Origin of the sequence: Streptomyces sp. NPDC005706 (assembly GCF_040631045.1) — a bacterium.
Taxonomy (GTDB): Bacteria; Actinomycetota; Actinomycetes; order Streptomycetales; family Streptomycetaceae; genus Streptomyces.
On the sequence record NZ_JBEXYS010000014.1, the window covers coordinates 141,762 to 163,929 of the forward strand.

Below are 22,168 nucleotides of genomic sequence, written 5' to 3' on the forward strand. Positions count from 1 at the left end.
GTATCGTTGCGCACCGCAGAGCACACCTTTGTTAAACACGCTGAGCACTCCGCATGACAGACGTAGGAGAAGGGGCGGCCTTTCATCTCCCGTACCGGTATCCGACGCGATACGTCAGCCCCCGGCCTTGCAGGGGTTGCCTGGCTGATGGCAGCCGTGAGGCGTCGCACGCCTCTCGGCCCGAGTGAGCGGTCGCCGTCAGCAGACCGAAGCGCACGGGCCGAGGTGACGCGAAGACGACTCCTCCCGACCGGTAGTCACAGCCTCCCTCAGCCACCGCGGTGGCGCACGGCGAGTCAGCAAGGGGAAACTCGGTCGGTGTTTCCTGAGAGCCCGGTCATTCGGAGGAAAGTGTGTGCCGCCTGTCGGCTTCAGGCAGCGCCTCGCTCCGTCCGCACGCCTGAGTGGCCGGGCAAGGCTGTTGACGGTGGCTAGTAGGGGGGCGCGTCATCGCCGAGCGCCGGTGAGCCACTCGTCGAAGGTGGTCGGCGCGATGCGGGCACCCTCGCCGGGCATGAGGACGTTGCCCGCCATCTCCGGCCCCAGTATCGATGACCACGTCGGGACCAGCTTGACCGTATGTCTGCGGGCATCGTTGGTGCGGCGGGCCATGTCCACCAGGTCCTGTGGCTCCGGGCCGGCGACATCGCGGTAACGCCCCTGTGGTGTGCCCGTGGCGATCTCGGCGAGGATGCCGGCCACGTCCGCGGGCGCGATCGGCTGGATGAGCAGCGGTGGGATCGGGGCGATGCCGTCCTGTTCGGTCCAGCCGGTCACCGTCGCGGCGAAGTCCTGGAACTGAGTGAAGGGAACGATCGTCCACGGCACGGGGCTCTGGGTCACGAGGCGCTCCTGCTCACGCTTGCCGGCGTAGTGTGCGTTGCCTTCGACACGGTCGATGCCGACTATCGAGAGCAGTACGTGGTGACGGACACCGGCTCGTTCCTCGGCGTCGAGCAGGTTGCGGGTGGCGGTGCCGAAGTACGCGACCGCATCGTCCCGGTCGGCCGCCTCGTGGCTCGTGGCGTCCACGACGACGTCGACGCCCGTCAGGGCGGCGTCGAGGTTGTCTCCAGTGATCAGGTCCACGCCCAGTGAGCGGCTGATGCGCACTACTTCATGTGCGGCCTGCTCCAGGGCGGCGGCGGTGCGGGCTCCGATGTTCCCGGTCGCTCCGGCGACGGCGATGCGCATGGTCGTTCCTCCTCTGTCGTTCGTGACGTCACTCAGCTTTCCCCGTTGTCGGCATCCGTGGGGTGGGCGCGCACAGGGGCAGGCCTCCGCGTGTTTGCCGCCCTCGCAATAGGAGTATATGCTCCTATTGGCGGCCCGCGCCGAGCCTTTTCCCCAGCCCGTTCCCCAGTCAGAAAGTTGTGCCATGACCATCTCCACTGGATCGGCCGCCGAGCGTGAGCGAACGCGAGACGCGGCGGTGGAGCAGACCCTGAGGACGCGGCAGAACGCTCGCCGGCCGCCCGTGAAGGCGTGGCTCCAGCCGGCCCTGATCTCCCTGATCGTCGTGGCCGCCTTCATCGCGTGCTACGTCGGTCTCCAGCGCGACCCGCAGCCCCACCAGGTGCCCATCGCCGTCACCGGGTCCAGCCTTCCGGGTGAGATACAGCAAGCCTTGGGGGACGCCGTCAAGGTTCACCCCAGCGCGGACGCCGCGACGGCGCGCCTCGCACTGGAGCGGCACGACGTCGTGGCCGCGCTCGGTACCGCATCACCCGGCCACCTGAGACTGGAGATCGCCGGAGCCGCCGGCGCGTCCACCACGTCGGCCGTGAGCACACTGGTCGACGCCTACGCCCGCGGTGCCGGCGCGCACGTGACCACCGCGGACGTCGTGCCGCTGGCGGCGCACGACGCTCGGGGCCTGGCCGGGTTCTATCTTGCCTTCGGCGTGAGCTTGGCCGGCTTCGTTCTGGGCTCCAACGTCCTGGGGCTGGCCGGCGTCATGCGTCTGCGCCACCGGTTCTTCCTGCTCATCGGAACCTCCACCGCCATCGGCGCCGTCGGGGCGCTCGTCGTCGGCCCCGTCCTGGGTGCCGTTCCGGCCCCGCTGGTACCGCTGATCCTCGTCCTGGCCCTGCTGGCCGTCGCCACCGCGTTCACCACCAAGCTCCTGGGTGTTCTGCTCGGCCCGATCGGGCTCCCGGTCACCACGTTGCTGCTGCTGACCGTCGGCAACGCCACGAGCGGCGCGGTCATCGGAGCCGACCTGCTGCCCGCCGGGGCCCGTGCGGTCTCCGCACTGCTGCCGCCCGGAGCAGCTGTGAGGGGCATCGCCGATCTCAGCTACTACAACGGCGCACACCTGGGTGGCCCCGTGATCACCCTGACCGTGTGGGCCGTCGTCGTCGGGCTCCTGCTGAGCCTGCGTCCCCGCCTGATACGACGTCGAGCAGCCGTCGCCTGACCGACGCCTAGTACCCCGCAGCCGTGATTGACGGGGCTCGGTGCCCGGCAACCGCAGGGCGACGGGCCCGCCGACGACTGCTCCAGGCCGCTGCGCACGAGCCCGTCATAGCAGCTCAGAGCCACCACGAGTCCGTTTCCGACCTGTCGCCGACAGCGCGGATGCCATCGAGTGCGGCGCGACCGCCGTGATGAGGAGACGCCGTAATGGAACACGAACGCACATCCGCCGACGCGGCACAGCGGCAGCGCAGTCTGCGGTTCTCGAAGCTGCCGGAGCCCATCCGGCTCGAGGACACGGTGGAAGAGCGGCCGGCCGTCGCGCACGATTCGATGAGCGGAGCCTGCAACCCGGATTGGTGGCTCATACGCATGGGCGGCCTGTGAGTTGCTGACCGAGCCGGCCCGAGCGGTCCCGTCCATCGACACCACTGCGACCGGGTACCGCTCCAGCCGGGGTCCTCATGAAAGCGCGGCGCTGAGCCGTCCCGCGTACGCTGCTCGATTCCGAGAGAGGCCATTGTGAAGTCACGGAAGATTTTTCTCCGGCTGACGTCCCTCGCAGCCGCCGGAGCGGTCGCGGTCGGGTGCTTCCTTCACGTCTTCTAGCCGAACCCCGCCAGGACTCGTCGCCGGAGCGCTTGATGCCGAAGGCGGCCTGGCGGGTCGTTGATGCGGAAGGCGGCCTGGCGGCTCGCGCCCCTGGTGCGCCGGTTTCGTCAGCCCTGGTGATTCACCTGGGTCGGGCTTGGAGAAGGCCGCCGGGCGAAGCCGAGCACCTGTCTCCTGAGCCGTCTACTCGGCCCAGGGATGGAACCCGGTGTCAAGGACGTCTTCCAGCGCGGCACGGAGCTGGGCTGCCTTGTCGCCGCCGAAGCTCTCCTCGAATTCGGACTGCACGTTACGCCAGTGGGGGAGGGCGGCTGTCATCCGGGCGAGGCCGCTGGGGGTGAGGGTGACCACACGAGCGCGGCGGTCTGTCGGCGACGGTTCGACGGTGACCAGACCCTGGCGAGCCAGTGGTTTGAGGTTGCTGGCCAAGGTGGTGCGGTCCATGGCGATCATCTCGGCGAGGCTGCTGATGGTGATCTGTTCGTGGGTGCTCAGCTTCTGGAGGATGCTGAACTGCGTGGCGCGCAGGCCCGTCGGGGCGAGTGCCTTGTCGTAGGTCGCGCTGAGGTACCGGGCTGCCTTGCGCAACGCCAGGTTGTTGCAGGAGCTAGCGGTGCCCCTCTCGGTGCCGGCCATGCTCTCCTCCAGATACGGGAACAAAGTACGAGTATATGCACCCAACGTCTGGAGGTCCCACGGCATCGGCACCCAGCAGGGCGTGCGGCAGCGCTGCGGTGGCGCCGAGGGCTGCGGTCGGCCATGCCCGGTACAGCAGCGCCTCGACTACCAGGGCGCCAGCGAGTCATCGGCGCGGGACAGTGCCTGTCCGGTTGGCCGCGACGACCGTTTCGCCGGGGCGTAGGCTCAAAAGACGCCGACGCCGTCGGGGGTGCGGCAGCCGGGCCGTCAGAGGGCGAGCCGTCGCATCGCGCGGAGTCGCAGCCTCCGGAGTCATGGCCCCGAAGTCCGAATCACGGCACTGGGAGCCTCCGCTCGTAAGTGCCGCCCGGACCCCCGTGCGGTCCGCCCCCCTTCCCGAGAGGGAGGAGCACCCTTGCGGCGCGCCAATTAGGAGCATATGCTCCTAAACCTGGATCGGGTGTCACCAAGAACCCTCTCCGCACCTCCCGCGACACCCAGGGAAGCGCCGCCGCGACGGCCGCGCCCCCGGATCCGGCCGCGGATGTGATTGCGATCTTGCCTCGTCACGAAGAAGGGAGACATACCTATGGCTGCCAGTCACCTCGCCCTCATCACAGGCGCGGGCGGCGTGGGTCGTGCTGTCGTCGAGAAGCTGCGTGCACAGGACGTACCGGTGCGGGTCATGGTCCGTCGGGAGGACGACCGTGCCGCACAATTGCGGGAACTCGGGGCCGAGGTCGTCCTGGGCGACCTCACGCGACCCGAGACCGTCGCGGTCGCTTTGGAGGGCGCTCGGAGCATGTACTTCGCCATGCCCGTCTCGCCGGACCACCTGCTTGCGGCAACCGCCGTGGCGAGCGTTGCGCGCGAGTACGGCAAGCTGGACGCACTTGTGGACATGTCGCAGATGACCGTGTCGCAGATGACCGCCACCAGCACAGCGGAGTCCCGTCAGCAGCGGCTGCACTGGCTGGCGGAGCAGGTGTTCAACTGGTCGGGTCTGCCGGTGGTCCACATCCGGCCCACGTCGTTCCTGGACAATCCGCTGTTCACCACGCTTCCGGCGCAGACGATCCGCAAAAGGGGCACGATCGAGCTGCCGTTCGGAACCGGTCGCACCTCACCGATCGCCGTTGACGACGTCGCCAGAGTGATCACCACCGTGTTGCGCGACCCCGCCTCGCACGCGGGTCACGTCTACGAGCTGACCGGCCCGCGCACGGTCGACATGACCGAGATGGCCGAGGCCTTCGCCAAGGCGCTGGGCCGGCCGGTCGAGTACGTGGACGTCCCCCTGGAACAGTGGCGCAACGAGGTGCTTTCCACGATCGGCCTGCCGTCCCACATCGAGCAGCACATCGTCACCATGTGCCGCCTGCATCAGCAGAACCGGTACGACCGGGCTTCGGACGACGTCGAGCGACTGACAGGGGCCCCCGCCGAGACGATCGAGGAATTCGTCGCGGCACGCAAGGACTTCTACCTTGCCTGACTTTGCCCCGGACGCTCGCCGCACGTGGGGCGGCAAGCGCCAGAAGGCCACGAGCCTGCCCCCGGACACGGGTTGCCGCGCCACTCGCAGCCGCTCAGCGAGCGAAGAGCTGGCCGGACCGCCCCCAAGTCCCGTACACGCCCCCGTCCATGTCCCGTGCAGGGGGCACAGGGGACGGGGCACGGATTATGGAAGTGATCAAGGAAATGCACCTGAAACTAGAGCTTTTCGTCCTGCCGGTCTCGGACGTCGACCGCTCCAGGGCCTTCTATGAGAAGGCCGGATTCCGGCTCGACCTCGCCAAGGACATCACCGACGACTACCGCGTGGTCCACCTCACGCCGCCTGGGTCCGAGTCCATCGATCATCTTCGGAAAGGGCCTCACAACGGCTGCGCCCGGTTCGGTTCAAGGTCTGTACCTCGTCGTCGAAGACATAGAAGACGCCCGCGCGGACCTGGTCGGCCGTGGAATCGAGGTGAGCGAGGTGTTCCACGACGACAAGGGCATCTTCTTCCACGGCCACGATGCCGGAGAAGTCATCCACAACGGTCAGGGCCAGGCGCGAGTCACTGGACCGCACCCCGAGCGTGCCAGCTACGGCTCCTACGCCACTTTCAGCGACCCGGACGGCAACGGCTGGGTGCTCCAGGAGATCGCGCAGAGGTTTCCCGGCCGCTGACCGCCCTGTTTCGGCATACAGGCCGAGGGCGCGGCCCTCTGGCCGGCCGACGTTTCGATCCGGCCGACGCAATCGACGAGCGGGACGAGCCAGGTCACGATCAGCCTCGCTGCTTGGACCTCTCCCACATCGGCCTGCGCAAGCGCCTGATGGACTCGCGCGGCCACTACAGCCGCCCTGACACAACACACTCATGAGCACTCCAAGAGGCACACCATGCGCAAGATGCACCTAAGCCCACTCGTCTCGGTCGCCGCGGCCGCCGTGGCCCTCATCGGTACTCAACTGGCATCAGCCAGTACCGGCAGCGCACAGGACGCACACCAGCACACGGAAATCATCCAGTTGGTCGCCAAGCAGACGCAGTTCCAGACGGTCGACAGTGGCCGGAAGGGAAACAGCCTCGGCGATCAGATGGTCATCGCCGAAGACCTGTACCAGAACGGAAAAAAGGTCGGCGACCACGCCGTGGTGTGCACGTACGTGCACGTCGGTCCGGACGCACTCCAGTGTCTGGGCACCTTCGCTCTGCCTCAGGGGCAGATCACCGGACAGGCACTGCTCCACCTGCCCTCCCGCTCCGCCGTCGACGTCGCCGTCACCGGCGGATCAGGCACCTACAACGGTGCCGAAGGCTACGTCCACACCGTTCCCGCCGGAACCACGGAAAGACACCTCACCTTCCACATCACCCGCTGACCACGCGGCCTACTGCGAAGACATCGAAGGACGCACGACATGACGAGCACGGAACGCAGCGACACCGATCGCCAGGGCCTGAGCTACTACCCATGGTGGCTGGACAACCTCGCCGACGACGCCACCCTGGAGGGCGCCGCGATGAACGGCACGGCGCGCGGAGCGGAAGCGGTCCGGACCATCGTGGCAAAGGCCCGCGAACTGTACGAGTTCCAAGACTTCAGCTACGCCGACGTCTTCGGTGACAACGGCTTCCTGGAAATATACGACTCCTCGATCCAAGGCGAGCCACTGAAAGTCGTCGTCACCGTCACTCGCAACGCCGCGGGGCAGGCCCAGGATCTCGCAGTGCTCCACCGGCCCCGCAACTCGCTGCTGCTCTTCTCCCGGCTGATGCACGAGAAGTGTGCCGGCACCCCACTCGCCGCGCACTTCCTCTCCGACGACTCCAAAGCGTAATCACACGTTCGGCCCCGATGCCGTCGGTCCCGCAGCCACCTGCTCCTGCCGCCGTCCCGCGCCCCCAGGGCCTCGACGGCGACGATGGACCACCTCACCGACGCCATCGATCACACAGCCGGGAGCGAGGTCTCGCCCTCAGGCCAGGCAGGTGAGGGGGCGTCCGCCGTTGTAGGCGACCATGTCGCCGAGGGCGGCCGCGGCATCGATGGTCCGGCCGAGCGGGCCGTCCTCCAGCTCCGCGTATGCCCGGTGCAGGTTGCCGACGATGCGCTCGGCGTCGAGCAGCCCGGCGTACTCGCCCAGGTCGGTCTCGCGGGCGGTCTCCAGGGGCGTCAGCCCGGCGTCGCGGCCCGCCCGGGCGGTGCGCTGCACGAACCGCAGGTAGCCGAGCACCTCGTCGACCAGCTCGGGACCGGCGACCCCGCCGTGGCCGGGGACGATGGTCGTCGCGCCCAACGGCTTGACCACCTCTTCCAGCACCTTCACGGCACCGGCCACGGAGCCCTGCAACAGGAAGGGCGTGCCGCCGTTGAACAGCAGGTCGCCGCTGAACAGGACCCCCCGTTCGGGCAGCCAGACGATGGAGTCGTTGGTGGTGTGGGCGGGCGTGCCGACGTGGCGCACCTCGGCGCGCAGGTCGTCGGACCACACCGTGACGCCCTCCGTGTAGGTGAGGAAGGGCGGTTCGATCGTGACGTCACCCCACTTGACGTCGGTCCAGAACGCGGCCGCCGCGCCCGGCTCGCCCCACTGCAGAACGCTCGTCCGGGTCGCCTCGTGGCCGACGATGGTGGCGCCGTCGAACAGGTGGTTGCCGAAGGTGTGGTCGCCGTGGTGGTGAGTGTTGATCAGGGTCCGTACCGGCTGGGACGTGATGGTGCCGATCGCGTCCAGGTAGGCCCGCGTGCGCCGCACGGTCGAGCAGGCGTCCACGCTGATCACGCCGCGCCGCCCCACGAGGAATGCGGTGTTGTTGATCCACCAGCTGCCGTCGGGCTGTATGTACGCGAAGACGTTCTCGCTGACCTCCTCGACCCGGGGCGGGGGGAGGAGGTCTACGTCGTTGTGGACACTGCTCACTGCGAACTCCTGTCGTGAGGAAGGGAGTCTGCCGGAGCGGTCACGGAACTCCCACACCCGGCCGGGCTCGTCGAACTCCGCGGGGATCATCGCACCGAGGATCCACCGGCCGGTACCCCGATGTGAGGCGCCCGGCGGCCGGCGCCTCAGGGGCGCCGGGTGAAGTGGGTGACCGGGCGCTCCAGCCGTTCGCCGTCCACGGTGATGTCGACCGCCTCGTTGTAGAACGCGAGCAGCCCCCTGACCGCGCCCACCGCGGGCAGCGGATCGGCGTAGCTCCACAGTACGTCGGCCGGGACGTCGTCCCCGCCGCACCAGGACCAGTACGCGGCGGTGCCCTTGTAGGGGCAGCCTGTGCTGTGGTCGGTGGGCTCGAACAGGTCCAGGCGGACGTCCTCGCGGGGAAGGTAGTAGCGGGTGGGCAGGCCCGTCTCGAAGAGCAGGACCGGGCGGCGAGTGTCGGCGACCGGTGTGCCGCCGATCTCGACCCGGACGTGCCGGCTGCTGGGGAGGGCGTCGACCCGCTTGTGCGGGTCGCGGGGATGGACGAAGATTTCTTCTTCCTCCTCGTACCAGTGGTCCAGGCCGGTGCCGGTGCGCCGGGACCACTCGAAGGCGATGTGGCCCGCCAGGGCGTCCGAGGGGAAGGTCCAGGCGGCGTTCGCCCGCGACTCGCCGCCCGCCTCCAGGTCGTAGAAGACCGTCGATCCGGTGTGGGTGCCTGTGGGCGGGTTCCGCGCCGGACGCAGCAGGTCCTCGCGGACCTCGCCGCGCGGAAAGGCGTACAGCGGCACCGGTACGCCGGGTTCCCACACGAGGACGGGGTGGCGGCTGTCGACGACCGTGGCCCCGGCCGTACGGCCGCGCACCCAGCGGCCGCTGGGCTCCCAGAGGATGCCCTCGGGAGTGCGGTGCGGCGGCCCTGAGACGCTGTTCGTGGTCATGTCCGGTGCTCCTTCCGGCCCGTCGGCGGCGGCCGCCCGATATCCGGTCGTGCCTCGGCGCGCCTGCTGGAATGATCCCGTTGCGTGGTCACTACTCTGTGACCCTAAGACAACCATTCGGCCGGTGCGTTGACCGCGCGCCGGCCGGGGTCGCCGATGCCGGGGACCGCTCCCCGGGCTGCGGTGATCTTCCTGTCCAGGAGGACCCCCCGCATGTTCCGACGAATAGGCAACGCTGTCGTCCGACATCCCGTCTGGACGATCGTGGCCTGGCTGATCGCCGCGGTGGCGATCGTCGCCACCGCTCCCGGCCTGCCTTCGAACAGTGACGAGAGCAGTTTCCTGCCGAAGAGTTACGAGTCCATCAGAGCGGCGGATCTGCAGCAGAAGGCGTTCCCCAGCGCCTTCACGCCGTCCGCGATCGCGCTGTACCAGCGCACCGACGGCGGCCGGCTGACAGACGCCGACAAGCAGGACGTCGCCCGGATCACCACCGAGCTGGGCAAGAAGCACATCGACCAGGTGCAGAAGGTCGTCCCCGGCCAGCCGTCCAAGGACGGCAGGTACGACCTGACCCTGGTCCAGATGGACAGCAAGAAGGCCGGTCAGCCCGAACAGGCCGACGCGGCCAAGGTGTTGCGTGACGATGTCAAGCAACTCGCCAAGGGCACGCACCTGGAGGTCAAACTGGGCGGCTCCGCGGCCCAGGCACTCGACCAGCAGGACTCGTCCAAACGCGGACAGGCACTGATCGGCATCGGTACCTTCGTCATCATCCTGGTGACGCTGCTGATCATCTTCCGGGCGCCGATCCTCGCCATCCTGCCGCTGGTCCTCATCGGCCTGGTGTCCGCCGTCGCCAACGGGCTGATCGCCTACGCCACCAAGCTGTTCGACCTCCAGGCCAACAGCTCGATCTCGTCGATCCTGATCGTCGTGCTCTTCGGCGTGGGCACGGACTACTTCCTGTTCCTGATGTTCCGCTACCGCGAACGCCTGCGCGCCGGCGACGAACCCAAGCAGGCCATGGTCAACGCGGTCGACCGGGTCGGTGAGGCCATCGCCTCGGCAGCCGGGGCGGTCATCATCGCCTTCCTCGCGCTGGTGCTGTCCACGCTCGGCTTCCTCAAGCAGATGGGACCGGCGCTCGCCATCGCGGTCGCCGCCACGCTCGTCGCGGGCCTGACCCTGATCCCGGCCGTGGTCTCGCTCATCGGGCCGAAGGTCTTCTGGCCGTCCAAGTCCTGGCAGCGGGAACCGGAGAACGCCCGCTTCGCCGCCTTCGGGCGCGGGGTGCAGCGCCGCCCGGCGCTGACCGCCGGACTGTCCGGACTCGTCCTGGTCGTGCTGTCGCTGGGCATTCTCAACTTCAACGCCACCTTCGACCTCGCGTCCGGCTCCATGCCGAAGACCAAGGAATCCATGGTCGCCCAGGACGAGATGCAGAAGGCGTACTCGGCGGGCGCGGCCGCTCCCACCGACGTCTACCTCTCCAGCACCGACGGCAAGCCCCTGGACCAGGGCGCGTTCGGCTCCTACGCGCGCAAGCTCGGCGCCGTGGACGGGGTCGCGGACGCCCGGATGACGCAGGTCAACAAGGCGGGCACCACCGCGGACTTCACGGTCACGCTGAAGTACGAGGCGTCTACGGACAAGGCCATCGACGCCGTGGGCCGGGTGCGCGACGTCGCCCACGCCGACGCCCCCGACGGCACCGAGGCGCTGGTCGGCGGCATGTCCTCGATCTACAAGGACATCGACGCAGCGGTCAACCACGACTACCGCACGGTCTTCCCCGTCGCCGCGATCCTCATCATGATCATTCTTGGCCTGCTGCTGCGCAGTGTGGTCGCGCCCTGGTATCTGATGGCCTCCGTGGGATTGGGCTTCGGCGCCACCCTCGGTGCCACCGTGTGGATCTTCCAGAACGGCCAGGGGCATTCGGGCCTGATGTTCATGCTGCCGGTGATCATGTATCTCTTCGTGGTCGCCATCGGCACGGACTACAACATCCTCATGATCGCCCGGCTGCGCGAGGAGGCCCGCGAGGGCCGCGAGCCGCGCGAGGCCGCCGGCATGGCACTCCGGCACGCCGGGCCGACCGTAGCCGCGGCCGGCTTCATCCTGGCGGCCACCTTCGCCACGATGATGCTGGCGGGCAACGCGCTGCTCACGGAGATGGGTTTCGCCGTCTCCTTCGGCATCGCGGTCGCCGCCTTCGTGATGTCGATGTTCTTCACGCCCAGTCTCACCGCGCTCATCGGGCACGCGGCCTGGTGGCCGGGGCACGGTGACCGGGCCACCGAGACGGGGACGGGCTCCGCCGGCGCGGAGCCGGCCAACGGGGGCGAGGCCCGCGACAGCGTCGCCCACGATCCCGCGGGCCGCGGCAACTAGCGGCAGCGCGACGAGCGGCCCCGCCGGGCGGTGTCCGGCGGGGCCGCTCGTGTTCGTGCGGGGCCGGAGGTAGTAAGGATTCGGGCAGCACGGCGAAAAAGGCATTCCTCAACTGGGAAAACGAGGAGGGTACGGCGCCGCCTGACCGCTCTTTCGTCACCGATGACGTCCACGGGTACATGCCGCAGGAGCTGAAGTGCACCCAGGATGACGCGGGTAGCGTCACCTCGATCTTCGACGCCACCGCACGGGGCGGCACGGCGAAGACCGACCACCAGTGCTTCGCCTACGACGGCAATCGCCGCATGAGCGAGCCCTGGACCCCGAGACCGCGGATTGCATGGCCTCCGGCCGCACGATGTCGAATCTCGACGGGGCAGCCCCGTGCTGAACGTCGTACACGTACAACGACGCCGGCCAGCGCGAGACGGATACGCAGCACAATACGTCGGGCGACAAGGCCACGTCGTACGCCTACGACGACACCACTGAGACCAAACCGCACACCCTGAAAGACGACCGGCAACCGCGCCGGTACCTACCGCTACGACGCCGGCGGAAACACCACCTCCCGGCCCGGCCCGTCGGCCCAGCAGGCTCTGCTGTGGAACACCGAGGGAGACCTGTCCAAGCTCACGGAGAGCACGAATGAGGCGAGCTACCTCGACGACGCGAGCGGCGAGTTGCTGATCCGCCGGGCCAAGGGTGACGGCGACACGATCCTCTACATGGGCGCCGGCAAGAACTTCGCCTGACGACGAAGGGCACCACGAAAACCGCGTCCGGCACCAGCTAGGCACCCGCTACTACACCGCGAACGGCCAGACCACCGCGGTCCGCTCCGCCACCTCCGGTGTCTCCGGCACGAAACTCAGCTTCCTCGCCGCCGACCAGCACGGCACGTCCAGCGTCGCCATGGACGCGAGCACGTACGCGGTCACCAAGCGCTACAGCACCCCGTTCGGCGTCCCACGGGGCACCAAGCCGACGTCCTGGCCCGACGACAAAGCCTTCCTGGACAAGCCGGCCGACGACACCACCGGCCTGGCCCACGTCGGGGCACGCGAGTACGACCCCAAGATCGGCCAGTTCACCAGCGCCGACCCTCTCCTGGGCTTCGACCACCACCAAACCCAAGGCTTGCTTGGATGCGCCGCGGGTGCTGACAACACGTTCCTGCGGTAGGCCGCGTAGGAGCGTGCAGCGGCTGCTTGCCAGCCGGCGGCCGGACATCGCCTAAGCAGCACACGAATGGCGACGCGGATGAACCTGCGGCTGCGCTTCTCGCAGGTCAGGCCATCGTAGATCGGGATACACATACTCCGTGTGAGGGGAGTGTTGACGGTCCGACATATCTGCCTCGACCCATCTTGCTTGTCCCGAGCCGTTCCGGCATGGCCTGTAGTTTAAGATTCTATCATCCTCGTTCGGTCGAGACCTCCGATTTTGGGCTGCCCCCACAGTCGCTCGCCGTTCGCGTGTGCACCGCGCAAGGAGGGCTGGTTCCACACGGGTTCTACACAACCGCAGCTCTGTATGTCCGGTTAAGTCCTCATAGGCATGCAGAGTGGGCGCGTCCTGCGCACACCTTCATCACTTCGTCTTCACCATCCCCTTGCAATGTGTGCACAACTCATGTATTTCTCTTGATCGCGTCAGATGCTCATCACTGGACGGTCGGGACAACGGCCGCCGCTGCGGTCCCGTCGGGTCGCCCGCTGACGCTCTTCGTCGACTGCGCACCACCTCCCACCCGCGGGAGGACTCCCGCGGTCGGCTCTGCACGCTCGCAGCATCGATTGTCACCGGACGCCGCCCACGCCGCGCCGGTCCAGAAAGGGAGCTTCCATGACCGCGGTAGCGCCACGGAATTCCGCAGGAACGATTCAGCAGCTCTCGTCGGTGAACGCCGGCGACTTGCTCGGCGGAAGGCCGGACGTTGTACACAGCCGTGAGGCCAGGCTGCTCGTCGGTGCTCGACGAATCCTGGTAACTGGCGCTGGCGGATCGATCGGAAGCGAGCTGGTCCGCCAGCTGTGGCAGCTGTCTCCCGAGAGCGTCCACTTGGTCGACCATGACGAGTCAGCCCTGCATGCAGTCCAGTTGGACCTTCACGGTCATGGACTGCTGGACGACGAGACGATTGTTCTGGGTGACATACGCCAGGCGGATGCCATGCGGGAGCTCATGGCCCGGGTGCGGCCCCACATCGTCTTCCATGCTGCGGCCCACAAGCACCTCCCGCTGCTGCAGCGTTATCCCGCACAGGGTGTCCTCAGCAACGTCATCGGCACGGCCAACGTTGTCAGAGCCGCGGCTGAAGCGGGAGTCGACCGCTTCATCTTCGTCTCCACGGACAAGGCCGCCCGCCCCACCTCCGTCCTGGGCCTGACCAAGCGTCTCGGTGAGGTCATCGTGCAGGCGTACGCAGGCGGATCAATGCGGGTGGGATCTGTTCGATTTGGTAACGTTATCGGTAGTCGGGGATCCTTCCTGCACAGCCTGGCCTGGCAGGTCGGCAATGGCAGACCCGTCACTCTGACCAGCCCCGACGTCACCCGCTTCTTCATGACCATCCCGCAGGCCTCCAGCCTGGTCATCGAGGCCGCGACGATGGCCACCGCGGGCGAGACCTACATTCTCGACATGGGGCAGCCCGTGCGCATCGCGGACCTCGTCGACCGCTATGTCGCTGCTGTGCAGGCCCCCGGTGTAGAGATCACGTACACCGGTCTGCGCGAGGGCGAGAAGCTGCACGAGGAACTGTTGGATGAGAAGACCGAACAGCGCGAAATGACCGGTGACCCCCGCATCTGGTGTGTCCGCCCGCGCACGGCAGTCCGCCCCGATCTGCTGCGGCGGGTCGAGGAACTGCGCAACCTGGTGGGCACGGTGGAGAACGAACTCCTCGTGGCCGCCATGAGCAATCTCCTGCCCGACGCCGAGGCCGAGGGCGCGTCCTCGCTGGAGACGCGACCGTGAGTCTGAACCCCTGGATAGGCCTGGCCATCTCTGTCCTGACCCTGCCGCTCCTGTTCACCCTGGTGGACATGGTCGGCAGTGTGCGGGCCAGAAACGCCCGCGCCGACTACGCGCCGCCTGCACCGGTGGAGGACTTCGAAGTCCTGGTCCCCATCTACGGCAGCGTGCGCTACTTGGAGAACGTGGACTTCCTGCGCACGTACGGCAGCCGCGTCCTGCTGTGCACCACCACGACGGAGACGGACGAATTCAACCGGGAACTGGACGCCATCGCCCAGGCCAACGGCTTCCGCGTCTTCAGAGGCGAGGTCTCCCGCCCGAGCGAAGGCCGTTCCGGCAAGAGACAGACCGGCGGCACGATCCGGGACCGCGTCGTCCGCGACGCACTCGAATGGGTCCACGCCGAGTGGGTGGTGTGCCTGGACGCCGACACCACCACGGTCCGCCCCCTCAGCGAACTGGTGGGCGCACTCGCCGTCCGCAAACTCGACCTGGCCTCCATACGCCTGGTCCCGATGAACACCCGCCGGCTCCTCGGACGCATTCAGGCACACGAGTACCGCCTCGCCATGCAGTTGCGAAGAGTCGTCCCCTGGCTGGTGTCCGGTGCCTGCCATGCTGCCCGCACGGAGGCACACCGCCAGATCATGCGGCGCCACTCCCTGTTCTTTCAGGGCAACGACGTGGAACTCGGCATCCTCGCCAACGCTTTGGGCTACCGGGTCGGCCATGTGCCGTTCGAGGTGCCCACCATCGTTCCGGACAACTTCAAGCCCTGGTGGCGCCAGCGTCTGGCCTGGGCCGGCGGTGAAGTACGGCTCTACATCGTGAACTTTCGGTTCGCCCGCAGGCACCCGCTGGTCTGGGCCTACGGCGCCGCGACGTTCCTGCTGGCGCCACTGCGCTGGATCACCGCTGCTGAGCTGGTCAACGACCTCGGATGCACCATGTCCACCGTGGTCCTTGGCGTCGTGATGCTGGCCTACCTTCTGCTTGCCTTCTACGTGCACTGGAACACCAGAGATTCGGTCATCTGGCTCATGCCGTTCTACGGAGCGGTTTCCAGCCTGCTGATCTCACCGCTCGGAATCTTCTGGTATGTCAAGATGGCTCGCGCAGACCGGAACGCGGGTATCATCCGCCCGAGACGCCCTCACAGGGCGCAGGAGCTGGCCCAGAGCACACGCTGAGCGACAAGGCGACGGAGCAGTTCAGGGCGGCACCCTTGAAGGTCATGGCATGAGCACTCGCTCCGCCGGTGGCTCGGCGATCAGTGACGCTGCACCCGTCAGCTCGCCGGCTGCAACTCAATCGTGGGAAGGGTACTGAGCGGCCACGGTGGGCACGTCGAAGGGCGTCGCAGCGGCCACCGTGGCGCATCAATTGCTCTTCGGGCGGATCGGGGACATGGACAGGGAAACCTAGCCCTCCGAAAGAGCCCTCTCGTACCGCCCTCGTGGCCGATCAGCTGGTCCGGCGTCAGATCCCGACCGCGCCGAACGCACCAACTCCTGGCTCCACGGCTTCCGCCGCTTATGCGTCCGCTGGGAACGACGTGAAGACATCTACGAGACCTACCTCCACGAACGGACAGCCCTGCGTGACGACTGCGTACAGCGAACCCTCGACCCAGCGCATGCCCGGGCGGCCTGGACGATCCGGCTCACCAGCCACAGCGACCGCTCCGCCACGGTCTCCTGCAGCACCGCGGCGTGCCGCATGCCCTCCCGCTCCAAAGACCTTGCCGCGCTGCGCGCGTTCGCCGTCCAGCATGCCGCGGCACACGCCAGGGCCGCCACTATCCGTGACCGTGGCTGGCCAGTAAGGCTCCACCGCTGAGATCACACCAGCCACGCTGAGATCATCTCACCCGCCCCCTCGTTGCGGGGCAGGCCTTGGAGCGGGTGCTCAGCCGCGGCGATCCTCCACGCAGACGCACCACGTCGACCCCGACGAGATGGGATAGCGGCATGGCGCGACGCGAAACGAGAAGTGGCTTTGCTGGCGGCGCCGGACGGCTGGCGCACCAGCATCCTCACGACGGAGGGAGAGCCGGCTGGGCGACCCGACGTCGGCCGGGCCGACGCCGGGTGCGGCCGGTGTCATCGCTGCTGCTGAGTCCCGTCAATGGCGTTAGCGATGGGCGGCGGCCCCAGAGTCAAAGGCTTGTTGAATCCCGAGTACTCGAACGTTTGCGGTAGTTCACCGCCCTTGATGGACGTCCGCAGGTAGTAGGGCTCTCCCTCGGCCGCCACCACGAGGGTGCGTGCCGTGGCACCGTCCCCTCCCGTGAGTGTCACGCCGCGGGTGCGGTTGACCTCGGTATCAGCGCCTCGTGTGAGGCCACTGTCCGAGGAGTCCTTCGGGAACAACGCGGCGGCGTCGCAGAAGGGGAACGCCTTGTTCGCGCCCGTGCCTCCGGCCGGCTTTCTGAGCCAGCGCCCATCCAGCCAATCGACGAAAGCGTCCACCTGCTGAGGGGTCGCGCCCGCTTCTTCACCGACGAGTGCATGCCAGAATCTGCGGTCACCCGTCATGTAGGTGTAGCCGCCGTACCATCGGACTTGGCCGGTTCCGCCTTTGACGCCGATGGTGCCCAGGCAGTTTCCCTTCCCCGCGACTGCCACATTGAGGGTCATCTTCTTGCCCCCGACAGTCCCGGTGCCTTTGACCTGGAAGGACCTCAGCTTTGTCATCGCCAGCCGGGACTTCGCGGCGATCTCAGCCGGGGCCAAGTTCTTGAGCGGCGTCGTGGGGGAAGCTGATGCGGAGACGGAGTCGCGCGCTACCTTGGCGTCAGCCTTCGTGTCCTCGCCACAGGCAGTGAGCGTGACCGCCGCCGTCACAGACAGGGCCACCACCCCCAGAAGGCTGCGTTTGGCCACCTTGACTCCCCTCAGGATCGATCGAATCGATCAACTGACTCAAGAGCCACGCAAAGGGATGCACCGACCGGCATGTGATCCGCCTCACCCTCATCGCGGCACGCCGGCACGCATGAGACGGCCCTCGTGCCAGAGCAAGCCGGGCGTGGCAGCGTGGACTGTTTCCGGTCAGTCCCGGGCGCTGGGCACAGAGCCCCGATTCCCGGTTCGTACAGCCCTTCGAGCAGGCCTGCTCCGTCCGGCGCGTCCCGCGGTGCGGGACGCGTTGTGTGGTGCTCGTCGGCTTGCTTCCGCGTGCCGGAACGGGCCCGCTGGCCCGGCGGCCGGGCAGCGTGGGCGCACGATGGCGTGATCAGCTCGCAGATGCTGCCGTCGGGTCTTCACTTCCAGCCGTGGTCGCGTCACTCTGCTGGGCTTGCCGGCGGACCTCCGCGAGGCGATAGCGCAGTTGGATCTCGATCACGCGCTCTCCCACCGGCATCCACGGTGCGTTCATCAGCCGGTACATGGGGAACGAGGCGACAGCGACAGCACCCGCTCCAACGACCAACAGGCAGGCGCTTGCGATTCCAGGGTGCGCTGAGCGCTTAGGCTCCCCAAGCCACGCCAGACAGATGATCGTGACCGCCGCCTGTGCCACCATGATCGCCGCCCAGAGGAAGCCAGCCGCCCATCGGACAGCCACTTTCATCATTCCGAGTCCGATGCCTACGGCGTGGGCCTCCACGACCCTTCTTATCGTCGCTCGACGGTCGTCGACGGAGAGATCCAGCAACGGCAGGAGCTCCGGTTCGAGTTCCTGTACCAAGTGGGTGACCCACCCCTGAATGGCTCTCTGGTAGGCGGTGACCTCCAGGGCTGCGGCGATCAGAATCACGGGAGCTACGGCGGCGGTTGTCGTGGCGAACGGCTCAGTCATCTGCACGCCGCTGATCCTGCTCTTCATCACCGGATGGACCAGGGGCCTTTACGAAAGGGTGACCGTTCGGGCCGCGGGTCGATCGCGGCCCCGCGGAGGACCGATATGGGCCGCCCTGCTCGGCCCGCTGCATCGGCGGCACTCTTCGAAGGCCGTTCTCACGCATTCTTTTGTGTAGAAGGAGCGGGGCTCCACGGCTCTGCTCGCGGTGGCGGTCGTACGCCTACCGGTACGCCAACGGCAGCGCACAACGGCGACTGTCGGCGTTGCCGGACGCCCCGAGCGAGGAGCTCTTGTCACTCCAGGCCACACGCCCTGGGGGAACGCTCAAGATCACGTATCCCAGTCCGCGTAGTCTCCGATTGCCACGTCGCCGCAGAAAGTCGCCCAAAACCCGTCGTACGCGGGAGCGGTGCCGTCGATGGCGGAGACGAGTGAGCGCAGTTCTTCCGCCACTTCCTCGCACCTGTCCTCGCCGTCCTCTGTGTAGAAGGGGAAGCGCACGAACTGGGGCGGGGGCTGGCTCACAAGAGGATCCTCCCCCCGGCGGACTGCCTTGCACCACCGCCAAGCCGCGAGGCGGGCTGTTCCTACCGGGCAGCCAGAGCGGGTTGAATGCCGTGGTGAGCGACTACTGGACACCCGCGCATCAAGCGGTCGAGCAGGAGGACGCGCAGGCACTGGCGCGGTTGCTGGCCGCCGGCTCCGATCCCGACGAGGCCTTCGGCAACACGACGCTGCTGACGCACGCGATCGATGTCGAGGGCGATGGATCCCTGCAGAGCGGGCGGCCGTTGACTGTGGTCACCACGGCGGTGCTGCTGGCCTTCGGGGCTGATCCGCAGCTCGTAGACCCGGACGGCCACACCCCTCTGGACATGGCGCATCACTACGGCCACGACCTGGCGGTGAAACTGCTGCAGACCCACATCAGCAGACGAGCCGCCGACAGCAGATGAGGGTGCGGCCGATGCTGATGAAGGCGAGGAAGCGCTCGGCCTTGCGCTCATAGCGGCGAGTCAGGCGGAGGCAGCCGACGAGCCAGAACATGGTGCGCACACAGGACGCAGCACGCAACTGCGCTGCGTCCCCCCGCCGATCAGGCCGCCACCGTTCTGGCTCGTTGCGCCGCTTCCATCGCGTCGATCCCGCCCGCGGGGAGGACAGGACAAGTCACCAAGCCGGCAGGTGGTGGGAGCGAGGCGTCTGAGCCCGGCGACAGCCGATCGCATCGCGAAGGATCCGGCCCGACCCGCCGGCCGGGCCCGAAGTCGGCTGCACCGCCGAATGTGGCATGCCGTGTGGGTGCTTACACCCCGGTGATTTAGGAGAGTGTCGACGGGTCAACTTCCGTACCGGCCCGGGCACCGGCTATGCCTCCAAGGGCCTGCTCTACAAGGCCTACACGGTCGTCGCCTGCTGCGGGGTGCGCAAGGGCACTGCCGCCCATCCGCAGGCCTGGATGCACGTCAGGCTCAGCCACCTTTCCAGGAGCGGTCTGGCATCCGGAACGTGGGGCTGGGCCCGTGACGGGTTCGCCGTGTCCAGGTGACCACAGGTGCCAACGCCACGGCGGCCGCGCTGAACCGGGATGGCCCTGCCCTTACGCCCGCGCACCGGCACCGCGGCGGCACCCGCTCCGGGGGTGCCGCCGCGCGCCACGGTAGGCAGTAGCCCCTGCGGGGCTTTGCGTCTATTGGCTTCGTGTGAGTCGGGTTGCGTGGGGAGTTTGGCGGTAGAGGACTGTTCGGCCGGTTCGGGTGCGGGTGATGAGGCCGGCTCGGTGGAGTACGCCGAGGTGGTAGGAGACGGTGGCGGGGCTGAGGTAGTGGCGTGCCGCGAGTTGTTGGGTGGTGGCTGGTTGGGTGAGGGCGGTGAGGAGTGCTGCGCGGGTGGGGCCGAGCAGCTGGGCTGTTTGGGTGGTGGGTGCTGTGGGGGTGATGGTGTCGGTGATGGTCTTGTCGCGCACGGGGTGGACGAGCATCGGGGGTCTGGCGCCGTCATGTGTGGGGTCCACGGCCACGGCTGGTTGAGGTGCGACGAGGGATGGCACGACGATCACCTGGGGCACGGGCAGCGCGATCTGGTACCGGCTTTCGACATGCAGGGTGCCGTCGGCCCATCGGATGTGGGGGTGCAGGGAGTTGAAGAGTGTGGCCGCGCCGTGTCGGGCCAGCACGCCGGCGCATCGGTCGACTTCTGCGTCGAGGGCGTTCTTGGCGGCGTCCCAGTGCGGGGCGAAGGCCAGCTCCCAGTAGCGCCGCATCTCGTCCGCGGCCTGCCGGGCCACGTGTGCACCGCCCCGTGCCATGGCCCGCCGCACTCCTGGCGGCAGCTCGGAGCCGGCGAGGCCGTTGCACGGCCGCCCGTCGCGCAGCGCTTGCAGTTCGCCCAGGACACGCTCGGGCGGGGTGCAGCGGACCCGCTGAAGCTCCTCCTCGACGCTGGGGGAGGGCTGGAGGGGATGCGGGCTGAGGAAGTCGGGCACGTACCCGCCTGTGTCCAGGGCCAGTTCGGACAGCAAGGGCAGCTGGGCCCGGCGCAGCACACGCCTGGCGCGAGCGACCCACGGGTCGACGTCGGGGGCCGGGCGAATGCCCCAGGGCAGCAGGGTCGCGACGACCTCGTGCAACGGTGAGATGGCGAAGCGGGAACGGGCGAGCCCGGCGGCGTCCACGGTGAGCTCGATCAACGAACCTCCCGACCGTCCGATCCCGTTGGCTCCGAGCCCCGTCCCTTCGAACCTGCTCGAATCATGGCACGGAACGTCGCGGCGGCATGCCGGATTGGCGCAGCCTGGTGGCCCGCCGCTTGATCGACCGACACAACCCTGCGTCAGGCCGGGCCCGGGGTGATTGGTGCAGCAGATCCTGCAGGACATCGTTGGGGAGGTGGATGGATGCGCGTCATGACACGTCTGCTCTGTCTGGGGGCTTCGGTGCTGCTTGCGGCGGCCGGCCAGGCCGTTCCCGCGGGCGCTCGGGACCTGCCCGAGGTCTACGTCGTCTCGCAAGATCCCGGCATCCTGCCGGAGGGAGTCGCGGTGGAGCAGGACGGCACCATGTATGTGACCTCCAAAGGCACCGGCCGACTGTTCAGGGGGCGCATCGGTGACGCCGAGCTGCGGCCTTTCGCCGCTCAGGGCATCGCCGATCGTCCGAGCGCGCTCGGGGTGCACACTGATGCCCGCCACCGCGTCTTCTCAGTGGGCGGCTCGATCCTCACGGTGCACGATCGAAGGGGGCGGCTGGTCGCCCGCCGCATGGCCGAGGACGGTCCCCTCGGCGCCGTGAACCTCAACGATCTCGTCATCACCGAAGACGCCGTGTACGTCACCGACTGGGCCAATCCCGTGATCCACCGAGCTGTACTGCATGCCGGTCGCCTGGGCCCGCTGCGGCCCTGGATCGACATCCGCGGTGCTGCTCCGTGGTTTCCGGCGCAGTACTGGCTGCTGAACGGCATCACGGCTGACCGCACCGGCAGGACGCTGCTCGTGGCGTCCAACGGCACGGAGGCGGTGTGGCGGGTGAACACCGATACGAAGGCCGTCGAGGAGGTGCAGCTCGGCGGGACGTCGTTCGGGGCGGACGGCATGCTGCTGCACGGCCGCCATCTGTACGCGGTGCTCAACTACGGTGCGCCGGCGGGGATTTACATCGCCCAGCTGAGTAAAGATCTCCGCACCGGGAGGGTGGAGCATCGGATCACCGGTGACCGGTTCGACCTACCGACCACCCTCGCACGTCACGGCTGTCGCCTCTACGTAGTCAACAGTCAGCTCGACGAGCCGCCGGGGCACCCGCCCTACACCGTCTCGGCCCTCTCCGATCCCACCTGCCGGTAGCCGGCGCCGCCTGGTACGAGGAGCCCCGCAGTCCGGATGAAGCCGGATGCGCGGGTCGGGCGGCGTGGGCAACGCAAGGCAGCCGGCCGGGACAAGCCGACGGCGGGC

At 68.0% G+C, this 22,168-nt stretch carries 19 protein-coding genes and 2 pseudogenes; 12 read left to right on the forward strand and 9 right to left on the reverse strand.

Translation table 11 applies throughout. The features are described 5' to 3' along the window. Nucleotides 1-447 precede the first annotated feature (447 nt). Nucleotides 448-1,194 (reverse strand): NAD(P)H-binding protein, encoded by a 747-nt coding sequence (locus ABZ478_RS22895; protein WP_359552286.1) that lies wholly within the window; start codon nucleotides 1,192-1,194, stop codon nucleotides 448-450. Between the two features lie 184 nt (nucleotides 1,195-1,378). Between ABZ478_RS22895 and ABZ478_RS22900 the strand changes: the two genes are divergently transcribed. Then, entirely contained in the window at nucleotides 1,379-2,419 is a 1,041-nt protein-coding gene (locus ABZ478_RS22900; protein WP_359552288.1) for a hypothetical protein, read from the forward strand. A gap of 206 nt (nucleotides 2,420-2,625) precedes the next feature. Further along, nucleotides 2,626-2,805: a hypothetical protein gene (locus tag ABZ478_RS22905; protein ID WP_359552290.1), complete on the forward strand. Its 180-nt coding sequence runs from the start codon at nucleotides 2,626-2,628 to the stop codon at nucleotides 2,803-2,805. A gap of 408 nt (nucleotides 2,806-3,213) precedes the next feature. Here the strand turns inward: ABZ478_RS22905 and ABZ478_RS22910 are convergent, their stop codons facing one another. Then, a complete protein-coding gene (locus ABZ478_RS22910) occupies nucleotides 3,214-3,666 on the reverse strand; it encodes a MarR family winged helix-turn-helix transcriptional regulator (RefSeq protein ID WP_359552292.1) in 453 nt (150 codons plus the stop codon). Nucleotides 3,667-4,258: 592 nt separating this feature from the next. Between ABZ478_RS22910 and ABZ478_RS22915 the strand changes: the two genes are divergently transcribed. The 4 genes and pseudogenes from ABZ478_RS22915 (at nucleotide 4,259) to ABZ478_RS22930 (ending at nucleotide 7,003) form a co-directional block, all read left to right on the forward strand. Next, the gene (locus ABZ478_RS22915) at nucleotides 4,259-5,164 is read left to right on the forward strand and encodes an NmrA family NAD(P)-binding protein (protein ID WP_359552294.1); all 906 of its coding nucleotides are present in this window, start codon (nucleotides 4,259-4,261) and stop codon (nucleotides 5,162-5,164) included. 206 nt (nucleotides 5,165-5,370) lie between these two features. Then, nucleotides 5,371-5,845, forward strand: a pseudogene (locus tag ABZ478_RS22920) (VOC family protein). 216 nt (nucleotides 5,846-6,061) lie between these two features. Continuing rightward, on the forward strand, nucleotides 6,062-6,544 hold the full coding sequence (locus ABZ478_RS22925) for a hypothetical protein (protein WP_359552295.1): 483 nt from the start codon (nucleotides 6,062-6,064) through the stop codon (nucleotides 6,542-6,544). 39 nt (nucleotides 6,545-6,583) lie between these two features. Continuing rightward, a complete protein-coding gene (locus ABZ478_RS22930; RefSeq protein WP_359552296.1) occupies nucleotides 6,584-7,003 on the forward strand; it encodes a hypothetical protein in 420 nt (139 codons plus the stop codon). A gap of 138 nt (nucleotides 7,004-7,141) precedes the next feature. Here ABZ478_RS22930 and ABZ478_RS22935 read toward each other — a convergent pair whose 3' ends face one another. Both ABZ478_RS22935 and ABZ478_RS22940 read right to left on the reverse strand, forming a co-directional pair. Next, nucleotides 7,142-8,086 carry an MBL fold metallo-hydrolase gene (locus ABZ478_RS22935; protein WP_359552298.1) on the reverse strand — a complete coding sequence of 315 codons (945 nt, stop codon included), beginning with the start codon at nucleotides 8,084-8,086 and terminating at the stop codon, nucleotides 7,142-7,144. Between the two features lie 146 nt (nucleotides 8,087-8,232). Next, complete coding sequence (locus ABZ478_RS22940) at nucleotides 8,233-9,030, reverse strand: DUF427 domain-containing protein (RefSeq protein WP_359552299.1); 798 nt, start codon at nucleotides 9,028-9,030, stop codon at nucleotides 8,233-8,235. Between the two features lie 213 nt (nucleotides 9,031-9,243). Here ABZ478_RS22940 and ABZ478_RS22945 point away from each other — a divergent pair, with 213 nt between their 5' ends. From ABZ478_RS22945 to ABZ478_RS22960, 4 genes are all read left to right on the forward strand, one after another. Continuing rightward, nucleotides 9,244-11,427: an MMPL family transporter gene (locus ABZ478_RS22945; RefSeq protein ID WP_359552301.1), complete on the forward strand. Its 2,184-nt coding sequence runs from the start codon at nucleotides 9,244-9,246 to the stop codon at nucleotides 11,425-11,427. Between the two features lie 705 nt (nucleotides 11,428-12,132). Further along, nucleotides 12,133-12,612: an RHS repeat-associated core domain-containing protein gene (locus tag ABZ478_RS22950; protein ID WP_359552303.1), complete on the forward strand. Its 480-nt coding sequence runs from the start codon at nucleotides 12,133-12,135 to the stop codon at nucleotides 12,610-12,612. 663 nt (nucleotides 12,613-13,275) lie between these two features. Further along, the gene (locus tag ABZ478_RS22955; RefSeq protein ID WP_359552305.1) at nucleotides 13,276-14,409 is read left to right on the forward strand and encodes a polysaccharide biosynthesis protein; all 1,134 of its coding nucleotides are present in this window, start codon (nucleotides 13,276-13,278) and stop codon (nucleotides 14,407-14,409) included. Next, nucleotides 14,406-15,599, forward strand: a complete 1,194-nt coding sequence (locus tag ABZ478_RS22960; RefSeq protein WP_359552307.1) for a glycosyltransferase family 2 protein — start codon at nucleotides 14,406-14,408, stop codon at nucleotides 15,597-15,599. Before ABZ478_RS22955 ends, ABZ478_RS22960 begins: the two co-directional genes overlap by 4 nt. Nucleotides 15,600-16,511: 912 nt before the next feature. Here ABZ478_RS22960 and ABZ478_RS22965 read toward each other — a convergent pair. From ABZ478_RS22965 to ABZ478_RS22975, 3 genes are all read right to left on the reverse strand, one after another. Beyond that, on the reverse strand, nucleotides 16,512-17,294 hold the full coding sequence (locus ABZ478_RS22965) for a hypothetical protein (protein WP_359552309.1): 783 nt from the start codon (nucleotides 17,292-17,294) through the stop codon (nucleotides 16,512-16,514). A 352-nt stretch (nucleotides 17,295-17,646) separates the two neighbouring features. After that, nucleotides 17,647-18,240: a hypothetical protein gene (locus tag ABZ478_RS22970; RefSeq protein WP_359552310.1), complete on the reverse strand. Its 594-nt coding sequence runs from the start codon at nucleotides 18,238-18,240 to the stop codon at nucleotides 17,647-17,649. A 306-nt stretch (nucleotides 18,241-18,546) separates the two neighbouring features. Continuing rightward, nucleotides 18,547-18,741, reverse strand: coding sequence for a hypothetical protein (locus ABZ478_RS22975; RefSeq protein ID WP_359552312.1), 195 nt, complete (start codon nucleotides 18,739-18,741; stop codon nucleotides 18,547-18,549). 95 nt (nucleotides 18,742-18,836) lie between these two features. Between ABZ478_RS22975 and ABZ478_RS22980 the strand changes: the two genes are divergently transcribed. Next, nucleotides 18,837-19,172 (forward strand): ankyrin repeat domain-containing protein, encoded by a 336-nt coding sequence (locus tag ABZ478_RS22980; protein WP_359552314.1) that lies wholly within the window; start codon nucleotides 18,837-18,839, stop codon nucleotides 19,170-19,172. Here the strand turns inward: ABZ478_RS22980 and ABZ478_RS22985 are convergent. Together ABZ478_RS22985 and ABZ478_RS22990 are read right to left on the reverse strand one after the other, a co-directional pair. After that, nucleotides 19,144-19,269, reverse strand: a pseudogene (locus ABZ478_RS22985) (IS5/IS1182 family transposase); the annotation flags it as partial. The gene ABZ478_RS22980 and the pseudogene ABZ478_RS22985 sit on opposite strands and share 29 nt — an antisense overlap. A gap of 637 nt (nucleotides 19,270-19,906) precedes the next feature. Next, on the reverse strand, nucleotides 19,907-20,905 hold the full coding sequence (locus ABZ478_RS22990) for a winged helix-turn-helix domain-containing protein (protein ID WP_359552315.1): 999 nt from the start codon (nucleotides 20,903-20,905) through the stop codon (nucleotides 19,907-19,909). A 216-nt stretch (nucleotides 20,906-21,121) separates the two neighbouring features. On the opposite strand from ABZ478_RS22990, the gene ABZ478_RS22995 reads away from it, so the two are divergent. Further along, on the forward strand, nucleotides 21,122-22,060 hold the full coding sequence (locus ABZ478_RS22995; protein WP_359552317.1) for a hypothetical protein: 939 nt from the start codon (nucleotides 21,122-21,124) through the stop codon (nucleotides 22,058-22,060). Nucleotides 22,061-22,168 lie beyond the last annotated feature (108 nt).